This is a genomic window from Dyella acidisoli (genome assembly GCF_030160295.1).
Lineage (GTDB): Bacteria > Pseudomonadota > Gammaproteobacteria > Xanthomonadales > Rhodanobacteraceae > Dyella_B > Dyella_B acidisoli.
This window is the reverse complement of the sequence record NZ_BSOB01000010.1, coordinates 1-22,760: the sequence shown is the minus strand read 5'-3', so window position 1 is coordinate 22,760 and position 22,760 is coordinate 1. Positions and strand designations below refer to the sequence as shown.

The 22,760-nt window shown below is 57.6% G+C and carries 21 protein-coding genes; 12 read left to right on the top strand and 9 right to left on the bottom strand.

From position 1 onward, the window contains the following. The first annotated feature begins 48 nt into the window (after positions 1 to 48). Positions 49 to 750, top strand: coding sequence for a phosphatase PAP2 family protein (locus tag QQJ86_RS04895; RefSeq protein WP_284319803.1), 702 nt, complete (start codon positions 49 to 51; stop codon positions 748 to 750). A 4-nt stretch (positions 751 to 754) separates the two neighbouring features. Here the strand turns inward: QQJ86_RS04895 and QQJ86_RS04890 are convergent, their stop codons facing one another. Beyond that, a complete protein-coding gene (locus QQJ86_RS04890) occupies positions 755 to 2,464 on the bottom strand; it encodes a DUF6311 domain-containing protein (protein ID WP_284319802.1) in 1,710 nt (569 codons plus the stop codon). 215 nt (positions 2,465 to 2,679) lie between these two features. Further along, a complete protein-coding gene (locus QQJ86_RS04885; RefSeq protein ID WP_284319801.1) occupies positions 2,680 to 3,573 on the bottom strand; it encodes an SDR family oxidoreductase in 894 nt (297 codons plus the stop codon). A 118-nt stretch (positions 3,574 to 3,691) separates the two neighbouring features. Between QQJ86_RS04885 and QQJ86_RS04880 the strand changes: the two genes are divergently transcribed. Together QQJ86_RS04880 and QQJ86_RS04875 are read left to right on the top strand one after the other, a co-directional pair. Continuing rightward, on the top strand, positions 3,692 to 4,531 hold the full coding sequence (locus tag QQJ86_RS04880; protein ID WP_284319800.1) for a helix-turn-helix transcriptional regulator: 840 nt from the start codon (positions 3,692 to 3,694) through the stop codon (positions 4,529 to 4,531). A gap of 381 nt (positions 4,532 to 4,912) precedes the next feature. Continuing rightward, positions 4,913 to 5,299 carry a hypothetical protein gene (locus QQJ86_RS04875; protein ID WP_284319799.1) on the top strand — a complete coding sequence of 129 codons (387 nt, stop codon included), beginning with the start codon at positions 4,913 to 4,915 and terminating at the stop codon, positions 5,297 to 5,299. A gap of 35 nt (positions 5,300 to 5,334) precedes the next feature. On the opposite strand, the gene QQJ86_RS04870 is transcribed toward QQJ86_RS04875, so the two are convergent. After that, positions 5,335 to 8,172, bottom strand: coding sequence for a ligand-binding sensor domain-containing diguanylate cyclase (locus QQJ86_RS04870; RefSeq protein WP_284319798.1), 2,838 nt, complete (start codon positions 8,170 to 8,172; stop codon positions 5,335 to 5,337). 351 nt (positions 8,173 to 8,523) lie between these two features. Here QQJ86_RS04870 and QQJ86_RS04865 point away from each other — a divergent pair, with 351 nt between their 5' ends. From QQJ86_RS04865 to QQJ86_RS04845, 5 genes are all read left to right on the top strand, one after another. Then, positions 8,524 to 8,712, top strand: coding sequence for a DUF1737 domain-containing protein (locus tag QQJ86_RS04865; RefSeq protein WP_284319797.1), 189 nt, complete (start codon positions 8,524 to 8,526; stop codon positions 8,710 to 8,712). Positions 8,713 to 8,772: 60 nt separating this feature from the next. Continuing rightward, positions 8,773 to 9,042: a hypothetical protein gene (locus QQJ86_RS04860; protein WP_284319796.1), complete on the top strand. Its 270-nt coding sequence runs from the start codon at positions 8,773 to 8,775 to the stop codon at positions 9,040 to 9,042. 72 nt (positions 9,043 to 9,114) lie between these two features. After that, a complete protein-coding gene (locus QQJ86_RS04855) occupies positions 9,115 to 9,957 on the top strand; it encodes a class I SAM-dependent methyltransferase (protein WP_284319795.1) in 843 nt (280 codons plus the stop codon). A 23-nt stretch (positions 9,958 to 9,980) separates the two neighbouring features. Next, a complete protein-coding gene (locus QQJ86_RS04850) occupies positions 9,981 to 10,283 on the top strand; it encodes an antibiotic biosynthesis monooxygenase family protein (protein ID WP_284319794.1) in 303 nt (100 codons plus the stop codon). Between the two features lie 156 nt (positions 10,284 to 10,439). Then, positions 10,440 to 10,838 carry a DUF427 domain-containing protein gene (locus tag QQJ86_RS04845; protein WP_284319793.1) on the top strand — a complete coding sequence of 133 codons (399 nt, stop codon included), beginning with the start codon at positions 10,440 to 10,442 and terminating at the stop codon, positions 10,836 to 10,838. A gap of 60 nt (positions 10,839 to 10,898) precedes the next feature. Here the strand turns inward: QQJ86_RS04845 and QQJ86_RS04840 are convergent, their stop codons facing one another. The 4 genes from QQJ86_RS04840 to QQJ86_RS04825 all read right to left on the bottom strand — a co-directional run bounded on the left by QQJ86_RS04840 (position 10,899) and on the right by QQJ86_RS04825 (position 13,981). Beyond that, positions 10,899 to 11,312: a hypothetical protein gene (locus QQJ86_RS04840; RefSeq protein WP_284319792.1), complete on the bottom strand. Its 414-nt coding sequence runs from the start codon at positions 11,310 to 11,312 to the stop codon at positions 10,899 to 10,901. Between the two features lie 465 nt (positions 11,313 to 11,777). Next, positions 11,778 to 12,044 (bottom strand): hypothetical protein, encoded by a 267-nt coding sequence (locus QQJ86_RS04835; protein WP_284319791.1) that lies wholly within the window; start codon positions 12,042 to 12,044, stop codon positions 11,778 to 11,780. 372 nt (positions 12,045 to 12,416) lie between these two features. After that, positions 12,417 to 13,271 carry an alpha/beta fold hydrolase gene (locus QQJ86_RS04830; RefSeq protein WP_284319790.1) on the bottom strand — a complete coding sequence of 285 codons (855 nt, stop codon included), beginning with the start codon at positions 13,269 to 13,271 and terminating at the stop codon, positions 12,417 to 12,419. 35 nt (positions 13,272 to 13,306) lie between these two features. Further along, positions 13,307 to 13,981 (bottom strand): alpha/beta hydrolase, encoded by a 675-nt coding sequence (locus QQJ86_RS04825; protein WP_284319789.1) that lies wholly within the window; start codon positions 13,979 to 13,981, stop codon positions 13,307 to 13,309. Positions 13,982 to 14,155: 174 nt separating this feature from the next. Here QQJ86_RS04825 and QQJ86_RS04820 point away from each other — a divergent pair, with 174 nt between their 5' ends. The 3 genes from QQJ86_RS04820 (at position 14,156) to QQJ86_RS04810 (ending at position 19,648) form a co-directional block, all read left to right on the top strand. Continuing rightward, positions 14,156 to 14,794 (top strand): CGNR zinc finger domain-containing protein, encoded by a 639-nt coding sequence (locus QQJ86_RS04820; RefSeq protein ID WP_284319788.1) that lies wholly within the window; start codon positions 14,156 to 14,158, stop codon positions 14,792 to 14,794. A 241-nt stretch (positions 14,795 to 15,035) separates the two neighbouring features. Further along, complete coding sequence (locus QQJ86_RS04815; protein ID WP_284319787.1) at positions 15,036 to 17,963, top strand: TonB-dependent receptor; 2,928 nt, start codon at positions 15,036 to 15,038, stop codon at positions 17,961 to 17,963. A 515-nt stretch (positions 17,964 to 18,478) separates the two neighbouring features. Further along, on the top strand, positions 18,479 to 19,648 hold the full coding sequence (locus QQJ86_RS04810) for an acyltransferase family protein (protein ID WP_284319786.1): 1,170 nt from the start codon (positions 18,479 to 18,481) through the stop codon (positions 19,646 to 19,648). On the opposite strand, the gene QQJ86_RS04805 is transcribed toward QQJ86_RS04810, so the two are convergent. Continuing rightward, positions 19,590 to 20,675 carry a DUF1501 domain-containing protein gene (locus QQJ86_RS04805; protein ID WP_284319785.1) on the bottom strand — a complete coding sequence of 362 codons (1,086 nt, stop codon included), beginning with the start codon at positions 20,673 to 20,675 and terminating at the stop codon, positions 19,590 to 19,592. The two genes, QQJ86_RS04810 and QQJ86_RS04805, sit on opposite strands and share 59 nt — an antisense overlap. 161 nt (positions 20,676 to 20,836) lie before the next feature. Here QQJ86_RS04805 and QQJ86_RS04800 point away from each other — a divergent pair, with 161 nt between their 5' ends. Further along, positions 20,837 to 21,607 (top strand): AraC family transcriptional regulator, encoded by a 771-nt coding sequence (locus tag QQJ86_RS04800; protein WP_284319784.1) that lies wholly within the window; start codon positions 20,837 to 20,839, stop codon positions 21,605 to 21,607. A gap of 404 nt (positions 21,608 to 22,011) precedes the next feature. Here the strand turns inward: QQJ86_RS04800 and QQJ86_RS04795 are convergent, their stop codons facing one another. After that, a complete protein-coding gene (locus QQJ86_RS04795) occupies positions 22,012 to 22,485 on the bottom strand; it encodes a hypothetical protein (protein WP_284319783.1) in 474 nt (157 codons plus the stop codon). Positions 22,486 to 22,760: the final 275 nt, after the last annotated feature.

Below are 22,760 nucleotides of genomic sequence, written 5' to 3'. Positions count from 1 at the left end.
GACCGGTACATGAGTCATGTCACCGCCCTGTAGCAATCATGGTCAACCGTGAATCCTTTCGATCTTTCCATCCTACGATTTATCAACCAGTTTGCTTTCCACTCCACGATGCTCGATTACATGGCGATCGGCATCGAGAGATTTTATTTCACGCGTGGCCTGGGACTGACCTGCCTGTTGTGGTGGATCTGGTTTCGCAACGGGCCGGATGCACGGCGTGATAGGGAAATCGTCGTTTGCACCGCCATCGCGACTTTTGTTTCACTGATCCTCGGCAGATTGCTGGCGCATTTTCTTCCATTCCGGGTCAGGCCTTTCGCGAATGATGCGCTGGCGATGCACTTTCCAGCGGACATCTCCGCATGCAAGGTGTCGGTCGTGCGTACCTGGAGTTCGTTCCCCAGCGATCACGCCATGATGTGGTGTGCCGTGGCAACGGGTGTCTACCTGGCTTCAAGGCGTCTGGGCATCGTCGCCTTCATCTACACGCTCATCTTCATCTGCCTGCCACGCATTTACCTGGGTATGCATTACCCCTCGGATGTGCTGTTCGGTGCCGTGCTGGGTGTGTTGATCTGCCTGTTGCTCAATCATTCCCTGTTCCGGGAGCGCGTTGCAGCACCGGTGTTGGATTGGTCCGTGAAGTATCAGGGCGTGTTCTACGTGGCCATTTTTCTGGTCAGCTTCGAACTGGCCAGCCAGTTCGATGAGCTGCGCAAGTTGAGCGAGTTCGTCTGGAAGAATGTTTGAGTTTCTATCGCTGGGTCAGTGTAGGCATGCGCGGCGCGTCGACGACCACAACGTTACCGTCAACGTGCTGCGTCCAAGGTAACTTGGAAATGGCTTCGGTCAGCGCAGTGGGCGTATCGGGGCCGATCACGATGTAATCGACGTTGTGTGCCAGGCAGAACGTTTCCAGATGGCTGCCAAAATCCGGTGAGAGTTCGCCGTGGCGAAGCTCTTCCAAGGTGACACCATCTTCCTGCTTGGGATCAGGCCCCAGGTAACCGGCGGCCTGCGTAAATGCCATGCCGGCGTCGACCTGCCAGCCCATGCCCGGACCTTTGTCGGAGAAGGGCAGAATCAGCACGTTCGGATGTTTGCCCAGCGTCTGTTCGATGTGAGCGGCCTGGAAAAATGGCTGTGCAGGCCACGATGTCCACGCGAATGCCGAGCCATCAGGTAATAGCGCGACTGCAGCCAGCATGGCGATGCCGACCCTACCGATCAGCTGCTTGCGTGTCTTCGCATCCGATAGCCACAGTGCAGCTGCAATCGCTGCGCACAGCGCCACGTACATCATGAAGCGCGTTGGCAGCGCTTCGTCGATGAGGGGCAATTTCATGATTTCATGCCATGGAAGGCGAAGCTTTGTGATGTGCCGTTCGATTTGCAGATGCGGCCCCAAACTCATTATCGCCAGCGCACACGTCGCGACCAGAAAGGCTTTGACGCCGCGATCCCGGTAGTGATCGCGGAAATACCACATGGCCACCAAAAGCAGTGGCAAGCCGAGGTAAGCGCCTTGCTCCGAGGCATTGCCGCTAAATTTCTCGGCCCATGTGGAGGTGGCTCTGCCGAGTAAGGAAACACGAGTGGGAATCAGAAGATTCAGCGGGTCCGCAGAGTATTCAGATGGCAACGTATGAAACGGTTGGCCATGCGCCATGCCTTTGAACATGTAGAAGAGGTAGGGTGCAGCAAACACCAGCACGATCGGCGCGGTAAGGGCGATATCTTTGGCAAGCCGCCATAGTGGTTTGCGATCCGCAATCGGAGTGAAGAGAAGAAAGATCAGCCACGTCATCGCACCGAGTACGCACAGGCTCGCGAGCACTTCCGTCGAAATGCCTAGCTGAAGAATCAGCACCGCCGCGAGCGACAGAACGAACGTGCGGCGCCGAAGATCTCCGCGGACATGAGTCACACAGAGCAGCACCGCGACCGGTATCAGAAACACAAGGTCGAGATTCAGGTGGCCGAGCAGCTGGCCGAATTCGTAAGACGAAAAGCCGAAAAAATATCCCGCAAACAGCGAAGGCAGCCATCGCCGCGAGAGATACATGGCCAACAGAAAAGCTGTCCAGGCACTGATTGCCGGAGCCAGGACGCTGATGACGTTGAAGGCCATCACCGGGCCGCCCGTGGCGGTAATCGGCCAAAGCAGCAGCGCAATGGTCGGAATAGATGTGGTCCATGAAAGATTGACGCCATCCGGATGCCAGACGTAATAGCTGACGAATGGATTCAAATGGTGCTGAAGAGCGAATGGCCACCAATGGATGAACCAGACGAAGCTGACCGGATCGTTACCTTCGCCGAGGTAGTGCTGTGTCCAGGAATGCCAGGTTCCGAAATAACAGAGCGCCAGGATGAGGTAGATGCAAAGTGATGCTAGGTAGTAAAGCTTATGCAAGCCCGTTGCAGTTGGATGCAGCGGGCTTCGGTTAGAAAGATGAAGCATGCACGATTCGTATCGGCCAGGGGGCCGCGCCATGCTGCGGCATGCGCTATCGAGCACTGCTTATCAGGCAGGGACAAGTTTCGGTTAAATCAGGCCAATCGTGCGCAATGGTTAAAGCATTTGGCTAGTGAGGCAACGTTGAGCGGTCGTTGCTGACAAGCGTCGGTAGAGTGGACGTAGGTTGGAGTGCAAACCCCAACCTGCGTGGCCGATTTTCAGTGTTCGAAATAAGCCGGACGATCGATATCCGCAATCAATCCCGCCTGCTTCGGCTGCCAACCCAAGGCTTCCTGGGTGCGTTGACTCGATGCCGGAACATTCATGCCCGCGAACAGCGCAAACCACTCGAAGTGCTCTTTCGCTTCTTCCGGCGATTTGCTTACAACCGGCACATTGAGGTGGCGGCCGATCACGTTGGCGATGTCCTTGAACGGCACGCCTTCATCACCGACTGCGTGATAGCGCTTTCCTGTAGCGGCTTTCTCCAGAGCGAGGCGATACACGACTGCGGCATCAAGCCGATGCACGCCAGGCCAACGATTGCTGCCGTCGCCGATATAGGTTGAGACACCTTTTCTACGAGCAAAATCGATCAGGCGCGGTACGAAGCCATGATCGCCATTGCCGTGAACCGAAGGAGGAAGGCGAACCACGGATGCGCGTACGCCGCGCGCTGTCAGCGATAGCGCTGTTGTTTCCGAAACGCGAGGATAGGCGTTGGTGCTTGGGACACGCGCATCCTCTTCAGTGGCGATGCGGCCATCGGTCAGAAGCGCAACGCCGGATGTGACAAGCAACGGACGATCTGAGCCTGCCAGCGCGTCGCCGATAGCCTCGATGGCACGCCTGTCCATTTCGCAATTCTCGGTGAACTTTGAAAAATCGTGATTGAAAGCTGTGTGGATCACGCCGTCCGCCGCAGCTGCGCCATCATGCAAGCTGTCGAGCTCTTCGAGCGAACCGCGCAGCACTTCGGCACCCGCGGCCGTGAGTGCAGCAGCCCCCGCATCCGAACGCGCCAGACCCAGCACGCTATGGCCAGCGTTGATCAATTCTGCGACAACTGCTGAGCCAACAAAGCCGGTGGCGCCTGTAACAAAAACTCGCATGGAAATAGCTCCCAATCCAATGTGGATGGCGATACTCTTGGCTCCCTGGCTATCGGGGTAAAGTAGTGACGTTATACGGGTATAACTACTAATAGCTTGAACGATTGACGGGACGAGCATGTCCATCCCAGACGACAACTTGCTTGGCACCTACCTGAGAGATCGCCGTACAAAACTCGATCCGGCGACTTTCGGCTTCTCCATGACGCGTCGGCGAACGCCAGGATTGCGGCGCGAAGAAGTAGCGCAACGCGCCAACGTCAGCGCGACGTGGTACACGTGGCTTGAGCAAGGACGCGGTGGTGCGCCTTCTGCCGACGTGCTCGAACGGATTGCGCACGCGCTCATGTTGACGAATGTCGAACGCGAGCATTTGTTCCTGCTCGCGCTGGGTCGCCCACCCGAAGTGCGCTACCAGGCTTCCGAAGGGGTTACGCCACGGCTGCAGCGCGTACTGGACGCGCTGGAGTTCGCACCAGCCATCATCAAGACCGCTACCTGGGATGTCGTTGCGTGGAACCGCGCAGCTACCGTGATGCTGACCGACTATGCAACCTTGGCGGTCGAGCAGCGCAATATTCTTCGCCTTATTTTCCTCAATCCTCGCGTGCAGGCGGCGCAGCATGATTGGGAAAGTGTTGCTCGCTTCGTGGTGGCTGCATTTCGCGCGGATGTGGCGCGGGCTGGCGCGTCGAGAAGTATTCAAGCGCTGGTCGACGAACTTTGCCAGGCCAGCCCAGACTTTGAACGCATATGGCGTGACCATGACGTTCGCGCGTACGGGGAAGGCACCAAGCAGCTCAAGCATCGAGCCGCCGGCTTGATCGCCATGGAATATTCGTCCTTCGCGGTGGATGGCCGGCCTGATCTAAGCATGGTGATCTACAACCCGGCGACGCAGGAGGATGCAGAGAAGATCGCGTTGCTGGTCAAGGCGCAGTACAAAACAGCGCCTTGATGGCCTTGCGGTCCAGGGTGCTCCGTCGACCGTCAACAATCCCCTGCAGAACACGTCAATGACCTGTGTATTTGTTACGCAGAAAGTCTTCACACAGGTAAACGAAACGTCGACTTTCACTTGCAGCCGACCACGAAGAACATAGATACGTGATTGTGCGGATTGCACTAACGGCTCGTCCGCATGGATGAGCTTGCGTCACTGCATTTTTCATGAGGTTGATCCAGACGAGCGATCACATCTTTACGACTACGCCATGCGTAAATTATTCGCCGAGCCGCCCCGCATCGATCGCCATGGCCAATTCTCAAAGTGGCGTGAATGTGTTCGCCATGGAAGGTTGCCTTCAGCAGTGAAACGTCTTTGAGGAAGCGCCTTCCTATGGAAATAGGTTCAGGGCTCTACTTGCATCCTACGGTACGCACGGCGATCTCCGCCCTGCAGGTAGGCGACAGGCTCAGTTGGCTGACTTGCTTCACTGCAAGCGCCAAGCTGTTCGACAACGGCAAGCGGAAGAGTCTGTTTAATTTCACGCGCGATCACATCGGCTCGATGCATTTCGCCTCGATCGAGCGGGCTGACAACGATGGACGCGATGTGTATGGGGTGTTGCAAATCCGCGAAGAGGAAAACATCCACGCTTACTTCAAATTCCGGCTGGACGCAGCAGCCATGTGCAGCCGGCTTGATGTCGGTCGTCAGGATGGCGATGAGTTCCTGTCGCTATTGCTTTCGCTCGGCCTTCTGTTTCCGGTCGACGATGGCTAAATAAGATAGTTGACTTGAGTATGGCGTGATGCACGTCAATGGGCTTTCCGGCGATCGCCGGCTATCACCACACGATTGCGTCCGGACGTTTTGGCTATGTAGAGCGCGGCATCGGCACGGCGGATCAAGTCAAAGCCGTCGCTGTCTTGCGGTTGCAGCCAGGCAACACCGATCGAACAAGTGACTTCCACGTAAGTGCCGTCGCCGGTGAACACGCGTTGTGCAATGCAATGGCGCAATGCTTCGAAGGGGGCGGGATCATTGATCGATACGCCGGGTACCACGGCCAGAATTTCTTCCCCGCCGTAGCGACCTGGTGTGGCGCTGGCGGGCAGTGCTTCACGTAGCCGCGCGGCGGCTTCGATCAATACCGCGTCGCCGGCCAGATGACCGTAATGATCATTGATGCGCTTGAAGTGATCGAGATCGATCAGTGCCACAACTAGGGGCTGTTCGTTCTTACGGGTATCGATGATGGCCTGAGTCAGGATCTCCAGTACACGGGGCCGATTGGGCAAGCCGGTCAGCGCATCGTGCGTGGCCTGCTGCCACAGTGCAGCGCGCGCTTCTTCAAGCGCTTGCTTGTCCACCTCCAACTCGCGCGTGCGTACGGCGACCAAATGTTCAAGCGTGCGCGCACGTGCTCGCAGATGTCGTGTGCGCATGTGCCACATCAGTGCGATGCCAAAGGCGACCAGCAGCAAGGCGCCCAGTACGGCCGGTAGCCGCTGCCACCATGGCGGCACGATGTGCAACGGCAACTGCACCGCCTGCGAAAGCTGGCGACTGTCCGGATCGTAAGCGGCTACTTCGAAAACGAAATTGCCTGGCGGAAGTGGAGGGTAATCCACTTGCAAGCGATCAGAGTTCACCCAGTTGTGCTCGAGACCCTGCAATCGATAGTGGTATTGCAAGGTACGGCGCGTGGGTGCACCAAGCGTGGCCAGATGCAGGGTAAGCGGTTGCTCTGATGCATAGTCGAAGCGATAGGCTGAGGCGGGTTTCTGTGCCACGCCGCCCAGATTCAACTCGGTGATGGCAACGTTCAACGGATCGGGTGACCCCAGCGATTCCGGACGCGGGATGTGCGAAATACCGTTGGTGGTACCGATCCACACCGAGCCGTCTTGATCTTCGAAGAAAGCATCTTCCCCGATGTCGTCCCAGATCAGGCCATCGTCTTCGGTGAGTCGGCGCCAGCCTTGGCCATTGAAGAGCTCCACCCCGTCGGTGCCACCAATCCACAGCCAGCCTCTGCGATCGTGCCGGATGAAATAGACCCGCGTGTCGTCAAGCAGATCGTTCACAACGTGCTGTACGTTCAGCGTATCGCCGTCAGTGATGCGACCATGCCATACACCATTGAAGTTGCCGGCAAGGTAGAGATCACCAGCGGGCAGTACGTCTATGTGGGTGAAGTTCTGGTTGGCTGGCGCGCCGGTCACGCGTATGCGCGTCCACTGCCCATGATCCAGGCGAAACAGGCCTGCCTCGCCCGAGAACCATAGCCGGCCCTTCGCATCTTCCTTTGCATCGGAAAACACAGTGTCGGGGACGATGTTTGCACCGGCGCGTCGCAGCTTGTGGCCGTCGTGGACGTATAGGCCGCGCTCAGTGCAGAGCCATATCGATCCACGACTGTCGACAAACAGATCATGAATGTAAGCGGGCGAGTGCGTCACTTCTTCGGTGCGGCCTTCGCGCGCGTGATAGCGCAGTAGCTCACCCGAGTAATAGGCGGCCAGCATATCGCCGTCGGGCAGGGCGTAAAGGCCAATGGTTTCTTGCGCAAGTGGCGGCGCTTTCAAGGGCCACGCCGTGAGGCGCTCGCTGCCAGGTGCAAGCACACTGCCACCTAGTTCGTCGCCGACCCATAACGCACCGGTTTGCGCGCGTGCGATGGCCCAACTGGGGCTGCTGTCCAGGCCTTGCGCGGTCTGCCAGCTCTCGAACTGATCATAGCCGCGCCACTGCAATACACCGCGCCCATAGGTGCCGATCCACAGCACGTGGCTGCGGTCGTACAGCAACGCGTCGATACCAATATCGGGCAAGCCGTTGCGTTTATCGAAAATCCGCCAACGGTCGCCTTCCCATCGGGCCAAGCCATCGTTGGCACGGGTAAGCATGCGTCCCTGGTCGTCCTGAATCATGTCCAGATACGCGGTGACTACACGCGCGCCCGGCAGATCGTGATTGGCGAACGCGGCGCTGCCGGAAGACAACGTTCGAATGTAGAGTGGACTGCGAACCCAAAGCGTGCCGTTCCGGTCGAGCAAATAGGACGTCCAGGTATCTGCGGGAACGCCCTTGTGCTCATCCCACACATGCAGCTGATTGTCGATCAGCTGGCATAGTGATTTGCCACAGCCGAACCACAGTGTGTGTCCGTCGCTGAAAACGCTGGTGATGTCCGCCAACACGGGTGTGGCGCGCAGTGCCGCGGCGTCGAAGCGCGGTTGAATGCGCCATTGCGTTCCCGCAGGTTCGACCAGCCATAGACGGTGCTGGCTTACGGCATACAAACGGCCACCCAGATCGGCAAGCATCGCGCCTGGATCCACCGATAGCGGGTGGGCTGATCCCTCGGCCGGCTCAAAATGCTGACCATCGCCCACATAAAGCCCAGTGAGCGTGCCTACCCACAAACGCCCGGCGCTGTCTTGGTGCAGGGCCGAGATAAAGCTGCCATGCAAGCCGTTTGCTGCGCCGATGCGCTGAAAAGCGTGGCCATCAAAACGGAACAACCCATTCTCCGTGCACACGTACACAAAGCCGATGCGGTCTTCCAGCAGGCAATTGTCTTCCAGACTGCGCAGGCCCTGGGACTGGGTGAACGTGGCCAGGCTGATGGCCTGAGCATTGGCGTGCATGGTCAGCACAAGCGTGAAGAAGCCGGCGACAAGCGCGACCCATCTGCGTCGATGGCATACGCTCCACGCGGGTACGACCGTCAGGTCACCCGAACGTGCTCCATATGACCCCTTGTCCCCTGTACACCACATGCATGCCGCCCAAGCGTGCTTCGATACATACGCCCACGTACAAACCGCGCGGGTCTGAGGCCAACAATAGCGCAGGTGTGCGGTTTGAAGCAGGTTCCGAGCGCAGGGGCGCGCCAAGCAGCCTCAATCTGCATTGCCGAGACCGTGTGGAACGGGCTAACGTCTGTCATCCGCGCAAACAATACCTCGTTCCTGATCGCCTTATGGAGGAATTTCCTAATGACGGATGTACCCCCTGATGATCTTCCGCGCTATCGGTTGCTGACCGGCAAAGACGATGCAGCATTTTGCCGTCGCGTTTCGGAAGCCTTGAGTCTCGGCTATCAGCTGTATGGCTCCCCCGCAGCAACGTTCAACGGTGAACATGTCGTCGTCGCCCAGGCGGTTCTTTGGCCGGAGTACAAATAACTGCTCGGCGAGTGGACTGACGCGCAAGCGACTTCTTCGATCTCACAACGGGAGAGCGATATGGGACTTTGGGCAGTCTTGGCGTTTGGCGAGGGGTTTGTGCGATCCGAAGGGCCGGCAAGGTTGGAGCTTTACGGTGTCGTCGAAGCAGCCAGTCCGGATGCTGCGCTGATAAGAGCCATCCACCTAGCCAAGCAGCAACACCCGGCATTGGCGCAAGAACAATCCATGGCCGATTCCAGTGCGGTGATTCATGCGGAGGAAATCAACGAAATCGCCGCCGGGCCGGGTGTCGAAGTCGATGTGATGGATGTTTACTGGAGCGTGTGACAACACAGCCAGGTAAACGGCACGTTCCCAGTCACTTAAAATGCGGATCTTCGCTCAAGGAGATTCCCCTTCGTGTCGCACTATTCTGGTCCGTTGCTCACACGCTCCATCGCTGAGTCGCTATTGGCATCACGCGATGCAGGTACGGTCGAATGGACCGGCTCTTTAGATCTCGGTCGCTCGAGCGGTACTGCGGAATTGAACGCAGATACTTGGCAGTGGAAGGGACAGCGTTATCCGTATCCGCACAAGCTCAAAGACCGCACGATCTACTACTGGGATGGCGACGAGTTTGCATCGGTGTCGCGCTTTTCCGGCTCGCTGATCAAGCTGGTCCCTACCGAGTGGGGGGCGCCTACTTTCGAGATCGATGGCATCAAGATGCTGCCCACGTCGAAGGAATCGCCATTCGAGGATGCGCGCCGCAAAGTTGCGCTGGTCGAACCGAAGGGCAAAATGCTGCTCGATACCTGTGGCGGCCTGGGCTACTTCGCTGCGTGTTGTTTAGAGGCGGGTGTCGCACGCATCCAATCGTTCGAGAAGAATTCCGACGTATTGTGGTTGCGCGAGATCAATCCGTGGTCGCCGGATCCGGATGATCTCGCCAACGGCGGTCGCCTTGAGCTGACCCATGCCGACGTGTCGCAAGCGATAGCGCAGGTCGCAGACGCTTCGGTGGATGCTCTGCTGCACGATCCCCCGCGCTTCGGTATTGCGGGCGAACTCTACTCGCAGGTGTTCTACGATCAACTTGCGCGCGTGCTTCGCCGCGGCGGACGTCTGTTTCATTACACCGGCAGTCCTAACAAGCTCACCAGCGATCGTGACGTTCCGCGCGAAGTGGCAAAACGTTTGGAGAAAGCAGGTTTCAAAGCGCAGCTGGCGCTGGATGGTGTGTTGGCAACACGACGCTGAACAATCATGGGAATCGAAATTCGATGACGGGCTACACCTATATCTGGGAATTCCAGGTAAAGCCTGAGCAAGAGGCCAGTTTCCTGGAACATTACGGCTCGGAAGGAATCTGGGTGCAGTTGTTCAAACAGGCGCCGGGATTTATTGAAACCCTGTTGCTCAGGGATAGGGATGTTCCATACCGATATGTCACAGTGGATCGTTGGCAGAGTGCCGCCGCCTATCAGGCGTTTCGAACGCAATTCGCTGAAGCGTACGCCGCACTGGATCGCGCCTGTGAAAGCCTGACGAGTGCGGAGAGGGAAATCGGAACGTTTGACGGATGAATGTCTGTTTGCTGGCTTCGGGAATAGGGGGCTACTTGATGAAGTGCTTCACAGGCCAGGGCGCCCGTAAAATTTCTTTGGAGCCATTGAACTTGTCGTGGTTGGCCGCAAGGTCGAATAGAGATTTCGCCGCTATCCCTGAAAGGAGATATGACCATGACTCCGCCCAATGCATCCACTGCACGGCCCATCAGGCAACCCGGACCGGATCACCCCATCACTATCGTGCGCAATCCCCGGCATGTCGTAGTCAAAGCCGGCGGTCGTACGATAGCGGACACGCGCCACGCGCTTATCCTGAAAGAAGCAAGCTATCCGGAAGTGCTTTACATTCCGCGCGCCGACGCCGACATGACATGGCTCGTTCGTACCGATCATGCCACCTACTGTCCGTACAAAGGCGACTGCGCCTACTACAGCATTCCATCTGCCGACGAACGCGGCACGAACGCGGTGTGGACCTATGAAGAGCCTTACGATGCGGTTGCCGTGATCAAAGAACATCTGGCGTTTTATCCGGATCGCATCGACTCCATCGACTTGCTCGACGATTAAAAAAAGCCCGGGAGTTGTCTCCCGGGCTTTCGTCTCCAACATGATCAGGCGCGGTGGCGATCAATGGCCGCCAGTCGAAGCCTTGGCGTCGGCATTCGCGCTGACGCCAGCATTCGCGCCTGCAGCGCCAGCGCTGCCGTTGACCGAAGCGCCGGTCTGTACATTGGTGTTGGCGGCTCCTGCCGCATCCGTAGCTGCCTTATCGGCGGTGCTCGACGCGGTCTTGCTAGCAGCGGAGGCCGCCTTGTGCGTGGTTTTATGCATAGCGTGCTTGGCTACGTGGCCCGTATGTTCAACGGCCTGCCCAGCCGTGGAGGTAGCACTGTCAGCCGTTTGCGTTGCGCTTTGCACGGCCGCACCAGGATTCACACTGGCACCAACACCTACGCCACCACCAGCATTAACTTGGGCGAAGGCGGGAATGCTCAGCACGCTGGCAGTGACGATAGCAGCGACGAGAATGGACTTGCGCATAGAGAGTGACCTCACTGGTGGGTAGTGTGCCGCGTTCGATGACGCGGCGAGCAGACGCTATGCGATCTGGGCGAACTGCATCCTGAACGGAATCGGGTCTACTTCAGGTGCCGGACAGCTGACTGAATCACGGCAAACAGCATTCGTAAGGCACGCGTTAGCCGTGCTTGAAATGCGACATGCAGTCGTTCGGCAATGCTTGGGCGAGTCACACAGCGACTGCTATGTTCGATGTGTTCGGGTGTCGCCTTTGTATGCCGCGTAAGCGCGCGATGGCAACGGCAAGACGTTCTGCAGAATGATTAACGATGCAGCCGGTGCGTCACGGTTGCTTCCGCCTCTCGACCAAATTTTGCACCGATGCGACAAACTTTATCGTTCGCGTTCGTCTGTGGCGCTTGCGCGGCATTGGCGAATCCAGTCACGCCGCGCGTCGGAAGAGAATGTTCAGATGCTTGCTGCGGATTAGCCAGCCAGATGGAACTTGGCGATGGCCGCCTGCGTACTCAGTATGGCGATCATGGAAAGAATCTGTGCTCCGGTCGCGCGTGGATGCAGCAGCAGAAACCGATTGTTACCCGGACCCGACGGGCGGCATGCAGCGGCAATGCACACCGCGCCATCACCGGTTGCTACTACAGGCGGTCCCGGATATTCCGGGTCCCACAGTTGCCGACGCACCAGGCCATGCTGGGGCCCACCGGCAATTAGACATTCGACGATCTGTTCCATTTTCGCTTTCCCCTTTCTATGAGGCTTTTGGGCCTTCGAGGGTAAGTAAGCATGCGGCAGGCCATATTTCACGGTTGGAACGTGCGTTGCGTCACGGTTTCGCGCTAAGTTTTGGCCCTAAAGCGTGTCGACGTCGTTAAAACGGGATTGCCCGATGGCAGAAACCGCCCAAGGCCCGCGAAAACGCCCTTTACGTAAGCGCTTCCGTGCCAAACAGAAGAGCTAAGGCGTATCCACGTTACGGCGCTTCTGGAAGTGTGACGCGCAACAGCATTCTCGACGTGACGTTCCACGGCACAAGGAGGACAGCAATGCTCCCTAGTCGCCCTTGGATCGAGCTAAATGGATTTAATCTGTCCTCGGTGCTGGGTATCAGGCTTCAAAAAATTCACGGATGGCCTGTGCAATCTCCGTCGCATGCGTCTCTAGCGCGAAGTGTCCGGTATCAAAAAAACGAACCTGCGCTTGCGGAATGTCACGCTTGAAGGCTTCTGCGCCGGGCGGCAGGAAGAACGGATCATGCTTGCCCCACACGGCCAGGAAGCGCGGGCGATGAGTCCTGAAATAGGCCTGGAATGTAGGGTAGAGCGCAACATTGCTCTGGTAGTCGAGGAACAGGTCCAGCTGAATGTCGTCGGCTCCCTTGCGGGCAAGATAGTAGTTATCCAGCGCAATGCCGTCGGGTGATACGAGCGATTCATCCGTCACACCATGCGTGTATTGCCAGCGTGTGGCTTCCGGAGCAAGGAATCCGCGCAGCGCATCCCGCTTGGCAGGCGAGGGGTCTTTCCAGTACGCCTGGATTGGATTCCAACCGTCGCTCAAGCCTTCTTCGTATGCATTGCCGTTCTGCGAAATGATCGCGGTGATGCGCTCCGGATGTCTTACCGCGATACGGAAGCCGGTCGGCGCGCCGTAGTCGAACACATAGATCGCAAAGCGATCGAAGCCCACGATGTCGGTGAAGCGATCGATGACATCCGCAATATGATCGAACGTATAGGTAAACTGTTCGCGTGCGGGCATATCTGACTGACCGAAGCCGGGCAGGTCGGGCGCAATGATGTGGAAGTCCTTGCTTAGCAGAGGAATGAGATCGCGAAACATGTGTCCCGAACTCGGAAAACCATGCAGCAACAGCAGTTTTGGCTTATCCGGTAAACCGGCTTCACGGTAAAAGATATTCAGGCCGTCAACGTTGGCCTTGCGGTAGCGAATGGAAGACATGGGATTTCTCCTTTGCGTAAGAGGGAGAGGCGCAATCAGTTCTTGCTTTGTTTCACCGCATCGACGATCACCGCCGCGACAAGCTCCGGCGCAGTAACGCTAGGCAGATGGTCGACGGGATGTGCGCTGATGTGCGCACGCATGCGTTCGGCCATGAAGCGCTGCGTACGTTCGGGGATCATGTGGTCCTGTTCGGCGATCAGGTACCAAGCTGGAATGCGCTTCCAGAGAGGTTGCCCAACGGGCACGGTGATGCATGCTGGCGAAATAGGGCGTTGTGCTTTTGCGAGCGCCTGTTGTTCTTGCGGCGTTGCGTGCTGAGCAAATGCAGTGCCGAACGCTTCAACGGGTAGCCAGATCCATCCGTCGCTATCCGGAGCGAGCTTGGGCGCTTTGTCGTCGTGTTCGTAGCGGTAGAACACGTCGGCCACCGTTTCTCCTTCATCCGGCGCCAGCGCGGCGATGTAGACCAGGGCCTGGACCTTGGTGCTTTGGGTGGAGGCGATGACAGCACCCGCATAGGCGTGGCCCACCAGGACGACTGGTCCGGCGACCTGCTCCAACACCTTGTCCAAAGCTGCTGTGTCGTCGCCAAGCGACGAAAGCGGTAACTTGATAGTAACTGCTTTAATGCCATTGGACTGGATGAGCTTGAGCGCCTTGCTCCAGCTCGATTCGTCGGCCCATGCACCATGGACAAGTACTGCCATTATCCCGTCTATGCTCATTTTAAGCGCTCCTTTAGCGGGTTGGGCGTGACCTGAAAGGGAGGCGGATACTTGAAATGCTAGTAACCTCCTCAACGTTACGAACGAGGTTATTCTGACAAAAATAACTTGTCAATAGGCTTTTAGGTGGTTACTTTGACGACCAGGAGGCTGCCCATGACCCCATCAACTCCCGCTCTTTTCCTGGCCGACTCTCTTGGCCTGGATTTCCTCAATTCCGTGGCGACGCCTGTAGACACGCCCGTCGATTGGCTCGAAGACGGAGAGGGGCTGCTGAGCTGGCTTCAACAGGCGCGCCTGGTGCCGGATGAGGTGATCAGTGCGATGCGGGAGCGTGCGATTCCGGGCGAGATCAATCGTCTGGCCGATCAGGCGCGCGCACTCAGAGAGTGGTTTCGCGCGTTCGTCCGCAAACACAAAGGGCATCCGCTGAAGCCTGCGGATCTAGCTGAGCTTGAACCGCTCAATCAACTGCTCAAGCGCGACGAGCGGTATGGCGAAATCATCGCCGAAGCGCGTGATGAGCATTTGGCACTGCGCCTGGTTCAAACACGCCGCTGGATTTCACCGGAAGCCTTGCTACTGCCTATCGCAGAATCGATGGCGCAGCTGGTTAGCATGGAAGACTTCGCTTATGTAAAGGCGTGCGAAGGGCCCACTTGTACGTTGCTATTCGTGGATCACACACGAGGACATGCGCGCCGCTGGTGCAGCATGTCGCTTTGCGGGAACCGTGCGAAACAAGCTGCGCATAGGCATCGTCTAAAGGCAACGACAAGCGTGCAGAAAGCTTGATTTCATCGAGCATGAAATCATGAAGAAGCTCTGCGTGATTAAGAACACATCTTTTTCACTCTGCTGAACATTTCCGCACGAACTTGCTGCGTCGCAGGATGACAGCAGCAAATTCTCTCGATCATTCTCTCCCCACTTCCAGGTCTATTTGCTGATAGGGAGCAGGCGCACGTGTTGTGCGCCCGCTGAAGGCAGCTGTTGCCTGACAAGCGCAAGGGGCGCTTCTTTAGGGAGAGATCACATGATGGGTCGCAAGTCGTTACGGAAGATGGTGGGGTGTTTCGCAGGTTTATCGCGTCGCCAGCTGGTAGTGGCATGTGCAATGAGCTTGATGGCCAATCTGGCTTTGAGCGATGCAGGGGCGCAAGACACACAAGTTCAATCGGCGACGAAGCCGGCAAACATCGAGACCCATACGCAGCAAGCCAAGCCCACTGGCAAAACGCAGAAACCGCAACAAGGTTCGGTCCGCAATCTCGATACGGTCGTCGTCACCGGCATTCGTGGCAGCATCGAAGGTGCGCTCAAGGCCAAGCAAAATTCCGACAACATCGTGGAAGCGATATCCGCCGAGGACATCGGCAAGCTGCCGGATGCGAGCATCGCCGAGAGCCTGTCGCATTTGCCCGGTTTGGCAACGCAGCGTTTGGATGGCCGTGCCAACGTCATTTCCATCCGTGGCTTTTCGCCGGATTTCTCCGGCACCACGCTCAACGGACGCGAGCAGGCCACCGTCGGGGAGAACCGCGGCGTTGAATACGATCAGTATCCGTCGGAACTGATCAGCGGCGCAGTCGTATACAAAACACCTGACGCAAGCCTCGTAGGGCAGGGCCTTTCAGGCACGGTGGACCTGCACACCATCAAACCGCTGGATCTGCCTCGTCGCGCCATCGCCGCAAATCTGCGCGGCGAGTACACCACTAACGGCACGCTTAGTCCCGGAACAGGTGTTGGTGACTTGGGGCATCGCACCAGCTTCTCGTACATCGATCAGTTTTTTGATCACACCTTGGGCTTGGCGATGGGTTTTGCGCAACTCGACTCGCCCATCCAGGAGAAGCAATACCAAGCGTGGTGGTGGAGCGTGGACAATGGCTCAGCGGGTATTGATCACAACTGGGGTGGCCCGCATACACCGGGCATGCCGGACAACGTGATATCGCAGGAAGGCATGCAACTGCGCGCGCAATCGGAAAACCAACTGCGCAACGGTCTGATGACGGTACTGGAATGGGCTCCGGGCGATCACTACCACTCCACGCTCGATCTGTACTACTCCGTCTTCAACGAGCGCAAATACAAGAACGGCGTGCAGTGGTCGAGCAGTCCTTACAACAATGTCTCCTACTCAGACGTGGGTGTGACGCCGGCCTTTCCGTACCCCATCGTGACCTCGGGCACGGTCAACGGCATCCAGCCGATTCTGCAGAACGAATACACCAAAGAGCATGACAAGCTGTTTTCCGCGGGCTGGAACAATCAGTACGACTTCGGCAACGGCTGGATGGCCATGGCCGACTTGTCGTACTCCAGCGCGAAGAAATCCTTGCACGACGCGTATCTGTTTAGCGGTCTGGCCAATGCTGGGACGACGAGCGTGCAGTTCAACACGCCGGTCGGTGACGGCTATCCTTATTTCACGCCAGGCGTCGACTTGAGTGGCCCTTCGATCGTCTTCACCGATCCGGACAACTATGGCTATAACGGACGCGAGGAGTTCGACCGGCAAAATGACAACATTCACGCCGTGCGCATGGAAGTGAGCCATCCGGTGGGCTGGATCTTCAGCGATGTCACGTTGGGTGTGAATTATTCGGACCGCAAGAAGACCAAGCAGGCTGATGTGTTTTTCGCCTGGCTCAACGGTAATGGCTCCACCTCCGGTACGTATCGCCCGGGCTTTGGTGTGCCGGTCGATCCCAGCCTGCTGTACGCACCGACATCGCTGAGTTACGGCGGCATTTCCGGAATCCTCGACTACAACGTACTGGATGCACTGCAGCAGCAGTTCTATCTCACCCAGCGCAATGGCCAGGCAGACTGGAGTCGCAACTACACGATTGAAGAAAAAGTCCCGGTGGCCTATGTCAAATTCAACATCGACACACAGCTGGGCGACGTGCCCTTGCGCGGTAACGTCGGCGTGCAGTTCGTGCATACCGACCAGTCGTCGCAGGCTTTCCAGACCAATGGCAATGCGCTGGTTGGCACACTTACAGGTGGTGCCAAATACAACAATGTGCTGCCCAGCCTGAATCTGGTGGCGCAGCTTAGCGAAGGGCAGTTGCTGCGTTTTGGTTTTGCGAAGACCATGGCGCGCGGGCGCATCGATGATGAGAAAGTAGCGAGCACGGCGGGTGTGGCGCTGGTTACCAGTGGCCCTGGTGCGGGCAAAGTGCTGTGGTCCGGCAGCGGCGGCAACCCGCAGTTGAAGCCTTATGTGGCTGTGGGCACCGATTTGTCGTGGGAGAAATATTTCGGCAAATCCAGCTACGTCGCGGTGGCGGTGTTCAACAAGAACCTGCTCAATTACATCTACGACAAGACCGTACTGGATTTCGATTTCGCTAAGGCCGGATATGTCAACGACACTCCGTCGCTTACACCATCCAGCAACATCGGCTCGTTTACCCGGCCGGAGAACGGTGCCGGCGGCAAGATGCGCGGTCTTGAACTTTCGGGTGTGTTGGAAGGCGGCTTGGTGTCATCTGCGATCGATGGTTTCGGCGTGCAGGCCAATTTCTCGCTCACCAATAGCTCGATTCCCGTAAGCGCGGTATCCACCATTCCCGGCAGCCCGTCCACACTGCCAGGACTGTCGCGCAAGGTAGCGAACCTTGAGTTGTACTACGAGAAGTACGGATGGTCCGTGCGTATTTCCGAGCGTTACCGTTCGTCATTCACCGGCGAAGCCGTGGCGCTGTTCGATCAACTGGGCTACACCAAGATCCTGGCCGACAAGCAGACGGATTTTCAGGCCGGCTACGACTTTCCTGACGGCCGCTGGCATGGTCTCTCAGTGTTGCTCCAGATCTACAACCTGACCAACTCGGCGAACAAGACGCAGCAGATCTCCAACTTGCCGAATAACGTACAGGTGGCGCGTCCGCTGGATTACGTTACCTGGGGACGCACTGTGATGCTCGGTTTGAACTACAGGTTGTAGCCACGCTTTCATGCAGGCATCGGCTCGACAGGGCGAGTCGATGCTTTGCGAAGTATGGCTCAGGTCAACATGGCGCCCAGCGTTGCAACGCAGATCACCAGGCAGGCAGCGAACAGGCTGTGCAGCATCAGGGTTTCGAATTTCATGGCGGTTCTCCGTGAGTTGATGAGTGAAGCTTTCGATGTAGATATGGCAAGGCTTGTGCCAAGTCGTTGTGCTCACGAAAAACCGCGGTCTTAAGCCATTTCTCGATATTTCGGTCGATGCGCGTACCTGTCCGCGGACGGTTGTCCGCGTTGTCCGGACAGCGGGCGGACGAAGAGAAATTGGTTCACGGCCACGTGCCCCTTCTCAGCATGCGTCGCCCCGGCGAAGGCCGGAGCCCAGTGACTTTTACGATCCACAAGACGCTAGGCCCCGGCCTTCGCCGGGGCGACGAGTCTTTTAGCTAATTCGGTAGGACAGGCAAAGGCAGCGGGCACAACCAGGACAGCGCCAGTGCGCACTCACTTACGATGGGCACCCAAGATCACAAGCTTGCGTGGATCCAGGCACTGCGCGGCATCGCAGCCTTCATGGTCGTGCTGGTGCATAACCGCGGCGCGCTGATGGGTACCAATGCTGGCCAACTCATCGCCGACCACCTGTTCTTGCCGCTGAGCATGGGCGTGGATCTCTTCTTCATCATCAGCGGCTTTCTGATGGTACTGACCACCCGGGACTTTGACGCAAGCCGTGCATACGCATGGAAGTTCACGGCCAAACGCATCGCAAGAATCTGGCCCTTATTTGCCATCGCTTCATTGATCGCCGTGGCGGTCGACCACCACGGCATTCACGGGTTTCTCCACGCTTCCGTCTTGTTCCCGTATCTGGAAGGCTTGCTCTCCATCCCGCACGATCCCGCTGCATCGCCCATCTATTTCAATATGGCGTTAGGTGTGGCGTGGACGTTGTGTTTCGAGTGCTATTTTTATCTGGTATTCGCAGCGTGCATGCTTTTCGGTCGGCATCGCTATGGGGTGATGGCGGGTTGGTTTGCCCTGACGCTGATTGCAATTCCGCTTCTGCGCGGCAGTTACAGCCTTGGCGTTGCTTCGCAACCGCTGGTGACGTGGTCGAGATATGCCAACCTCGCGATCAATCCGATCGTCTGGGAGTTCATATTTGGCATGCTTGCCGGATGGCTGTATTGCTCCCGCTTTACGATCAAGCACGTTGCAACTGTCTACGTTACGGTGATCTTGCTGCTCGCCACGCTGCTTATCGGCTGGCATCGCATCGGCATGGTGAATTTCTTCGGCCCGCGCGGATGGGGCGCGCCGCTGGCCATCCTGTTCTTCGGTATCGTGTTGCTCGCCAAGCGCGGCGATATCAAAGTGCCAGCGTGGACCGTGTGGATGGGCGAGATTTCTTATTCGCTCTATCTCATGCACGTCTATGTGTTTGAACTTGTGCAACGTGTGGCGACGCGTATCCCCATGGAGCCGGATGTATACAGGGTGGTACTTTTCGTGACGCGGCCGATCATCGCGGTGGCCTGTGCCTGGCTCATGTTCCGCTATATCGAAGCGCCGGCCTCGGCATGGATGCGCAAACGCTTGGTTGGCATCCGGCTTCCCGTATTCACACGACGCTGGTCGTTTCAGCGGCATTCCGTGCCAACAAGCCGGGATGCGGGTTGATCCCAAAAGGCGCGGTTTCGCCCAATCGCAATGCTGAAGCGACGAAAGCCCAGAGTGCTTCGGGTGGCGGCGCATTCGCAGGCGGCGATCCGTCAGGTTGTTGGCGCGCGGCAGCGCCAGTCTTGACGTATTTGCCGATCACGGTAGCGGTACCGCCTTTGGCGTGATCGGCACCGGGTAGTGTGCGGCTGAATTCGCCCGTCAGCAGCGTTACGACATTGCGGCCCGGCATGGTCATGACGCGGCTGAGAAACGTTGCCAGCATCGGTGTAATGGGAGCCATGATCTCGCGTGCAACTTTTCCGGTGTCGTCGAGGTGAGTATCAAATTGGCGATCCTGCCGGCCGGTATACGCCGGTTGCGCAAAGATCACGTTGGCGCCTTCATGCACCAGTGCCTCTACGGCGGTGAAGGTTGCTCGCTGGCTGTCGATGGTAGGGTTGGTGCCGAATGCGCCATAGGCTTCTCGGATGTCGTTGAATTGCGTGACGGAGAGTGCGCGGCGGGCATCGTCGAGTTTGATGATGTGTTCGAAACCAGAGTCGTGTTCGACGGGTGGATTGGCAGAGACACCTACCGGTAAACCCAGGTTATTGACGATGGCACACGAGACCGTGCTGCGCGGCATGGCGGCCGCCATGCGCAGCAGCTGACTGCGTGGGCCTGACTGCAATACCGCTGCACGTGAGTCGTTGTGCGAATAGAGCCCATGCCGGAAGTGCACCGATGCCATATGGGCCACGGCGACCGCGGGTAGCGTACCGAGCGAACCGGCATCGACATAAAGTCCATTGCCCAAGGCGCGCACGTTGTCTCGCGTTACGCCGAATGCACCATTGGCAAAAAACGCGTCTGCACTGTTGAACAGGCCGGCAGGGCCGCCGTTTAGCCACCACACAACCAGAGTAGGGCGTTCAGTGCGGTGACTTGATCGTGCCAGCAGATTCCAGTCGCCTAGGGCTAGCGTGCCAGTCAAAGCAGCACCTACCTTGAGGAAGCTACGTCGTGTCATTGCGTGCGTGTGCATGTGAACCTGCCTTTTTCGACTTGGCGGCTGGCGCGATCACCGGTTGCATTCAACTGATTGCCGCCTTGTTGCCTTCGCCACGATTTCAGACGTAGCCTAGGCCCGTCCGTCTTTCGAAAGGTGGCCATGTTGTGTCGCGTTTCAGACAGCAGCCCCCACGCGTGAAAGTGTGGCCTATTACGGCGCTCGCCAAGGATTACCCGCGCGGATGGCATGTGCCCAAGCATCGCCATCGCCGTGGTCAGCTGATTTACGCCAAATCGGGCGTCATGCACGTGACTACGCGCGAAGGCATCTGGATCGTTCCGCCACAACGTTCCTTATGGATGCCGCTGGGAATGGAACACGAAATTCATATGGAAGGGCAGGTGGCCGTTCGCATGCTGTATCTGGACCGCCTCAGCAGCGCATTGTTTGGTTCGCACTGCAAGGTGTTGGCAATATCAGGGCTGTTGCGGGAATTGATCTTGTCTGCTGTGCAGGCATACGCAGAGAAGCACAGGGAGCGCATGACGATCCTGGCGCCCTTGCTACTGCATGAATTGCAGGAAGCAAACGAAGAATCCTTGCATATACCGGTGCCGTCGGATCCGCGGCTCAAAAATGTATGCCAGCGGCTGCTTGCTGGAACATCACGGGTGGAAACGCTGGATCAGCTGGCCGCACATGTGGGCGCCAGCAGCCGAACCCTGGCGCGGTTGTTCGAGAGTGAATTGCAGATGTCATTCGTGCACTGGCGGCAGCATGTTCGGCTGGCCAGGGCACTGAGTCAGATAAGTCAGGGACACGCCATCAAAATGGTAGCCCGCGATGCGGGTTATGCGAGTTGCAGTGCTTTCAGCAGCATGTTTCATCGCGTGCTGGGTGTTACGCCTACGCACTATATGAAGCAGGTGATAGAGCCTTCCGTGGTGTCTTCTCGTTCGCCGTGATTCACTCTTGCCGTCATCGCTGCCTAGGAGGGGGCGGCAAGAGTGAATCGAATGACTTAGGCAAGCATGGCACCCAGCGTTGTTACGCAAATCACCAGGCAAGCGACGAACAGACTGTTCAGCATCAGTGTTTCGAATTTCATGGCTGTTCTCCTTGGTGGGCTACGTGGCTTTCGAATGAGGTAGTGCATAGCCCATGCCAATGGCGTGGGCATGCAAAAGGCCGCGTATTTCAGCCATTTTTCGATATGCGGAGTAGGACAAGAGCTTGTCCGCGGACAGCTGTCCGCCTTGTTCGGACAGTATCTGGACATTCTTGGGCACTCACATAGGTTGGCGTGCGGGTCCCAACATCCTGATATCACGTTGCATGGCGATGTTGGGGTTTGCCCCCAACCTACTAACTATCCACGCGGCGAGCCGATCAACACGGGTGCTTTCGATTGCCTGCGCATCGCATCCAGCGTAACGACCAATTCGCGATAGCCATTCGCCAATTGCGCATAGAGCGTTGCATACGCCTGTCGGGTGGCATCGGCTACGCCCAGGTACGCGCTGCGACCTACGGCGATGAAGTAATCCACACTCACTCGTCGCCGCTCCGCCAGGCCTGGAAACAGGCCGGCAACCAGCAAGCAACGATCGCCGACGTCGCGCAGTGCATCGGCGCGCGCGGTGCCGACCAGGTCCATGGCCAACAACCAATCCATGCCCTGCGTGCGCGTCAGCAGCAAATTGTCAGCCTGATAGCGTAGTAGCACGAACACCAGGTAGCTCTCGCTCGATTCATCGAGTCGTCGCCCGGTGCGTTCATAAGCTTCCTGCACCAACGATTGCCATACTTCCACTGGCGTGCCGTTTTTGAATGCTTCAAACATGTCGTTTCCCCCACGCACCTCCGACGCTTTCAGCGTACTGCGCTGAGATAGCCACTGCTTGGCAGCCGGATACGGAGATTGCTAACACGTCCAAAGGGCCCACAACGGCCTGTAGGCTGGGATGGCAATCCCAGCATCGCGATGTGTGCATGCATGGCAATGCTGGGATTGTCATCCCAGCCTATGTATGGACTCGCCCCCTTCGTCAACCGCTTTTTTCATCCCCGAATGCCGGCTGCATCTATGTATGAGGCCTCACCAAGGTGGCAAGGTGT

What these genes read in the sequence shown, in the direction of transcription:
- QQJ86_RS04795 (WP_284319783.1), bottom strand. Translation starts at nt 22,485, where the DNA reads ATGTTTGAAGCATTCAAAAACGGCACGCCAGTGGAAGTATGGCAATCG.
- QQJ86_RS04830 (WP_284319790.1), bottom strand. Translation starts at nt 13,271, where the DNA reads ATGTCTTCCATTCGCTACCGCAAGGCCAACGTTGACGGCCTGAATATC.
- QQJ86_RS04865 (WP_284319797.1), top strand. Translation starts at nt 8,524, where the DNA reads ATGACGGATGTACCCCCTGATGATCTTCCGCGCTATCGGTTGCTGACC.
- QQJ86_RS04850 (WP_284319794.1), top strand. Translation starts at nt 9,981, where the DNA reads ATGACGGGCTACACCTATATCTGGGAATTCCAGGTAAAGCCTGAGCAA.
- QQJ86_RS04825 (WP_284319789.1), bottom strand. Translation starts at nt 13,981, where the DNA reads ATGGCAGTACTTGTCCATGGTGCATGGGCCGACGAATCGAGCTGGAGC.
- QQJ86_RS04815 (WP_284319787.1), top strand. Translation starts at nt 15,036, where the DNA reads ATGATGGGTCGCAAGTCGTTACGGAAGATGGTGGGGTGTTTCGCAGGT.
- QQJ86_RS04820 (WP_284319788.1), top strand. Translation starts at nt 14,156, where the DNA reads ATGACCCCATCAACTCCCGCTCTTTTCCTGGCCGACTCTCTTGGCCTG.
- QQJ86_RS04805 (WP_284319785.1), bottom strand. Translation starts at nt 20,675, where the DNA reads ATGCACACGCACGCAATGACACGACGTAGCTTCCTCAAGGTAGGTGCT.
- QQJ86_RS04845 (WP_284319793.1), top strand. Translation starts at nt 10,440, where the DNA reads ATGACTCCGCCCAATGCATCCACTGCACGGCCCATCAGGCAACCCGGA.
- QQJ86_RS04860 (WP_284319796.1), top strand. Translation starts at nt 8,773, where the DNA reads ATGGGACTTTGGGCAGTCTTGGCGTTTGGCGAGGGGTTTGTGCGATCC.
- QQJ86_RS04870 (WP_284319798.1), bottom strand. Translation starts at nt 8,172, where the DNA reads ATGCACGCCAATGCTCAGGCCATCAGCCTGGCCACGTTCACCCAGTCC.
- QQJ86_RS04885 (WP_284319801.1), bottom strand. Translation starts at nt 3,573, where the DNA reads ATGCGAGTTTTTGTTACAGGCGCCACCGGCTTTGTTGGCTCAGCAGTT.
- QQJ86_RS04810 (WP_284319786.1), top strand. Translation starts at nt 18,479, where the DNA reads ATGGGCACCCAAGATCACAAGCTTGCGTGGATCCAGGCACTGCGCGGC.
- QQJ86_RS04835 (WP_284319791.1), bottom strand. Translation starts at nt 12,044, where the DNA reads ATGGAACAGATCGTCGAATGTCTAATTGCCGGTGGGCCCCAGCATGGC.
- QQJ86_RS04880 (WP_284319800.1), top strand. Translation starts at nt 3,692, where the DNA reads ATGTCCATCCCAGACGACAACTTGCTTGGCACCTACCTGAGAGATCGC.
- QQJ86_RS04840 (WP_284319792.1), bottom strand. Translation starts at nt 11,312, where the DNA reads ATGCGCAAGTCCATTCTCGTCGCTGCTATCGTCACTGCCAGCGTGCTG.
- QQJ86_RS04890 (WP_284319802.1), bottom strand. Translation starts at nt 2,464, where the DNA reads ATGCTTCATCTTTCTAACCGAAGCCCGCTGCATCCAACTGCAACGGGC.
- QQJ86_RS04875 (WP_284319799.1), top strand. Translation starts at nt 4,913, where the DNA reads ATGGAAATAGGTTCAGGGCTCTACTTGCATCCTACGGTACGCACGGCG.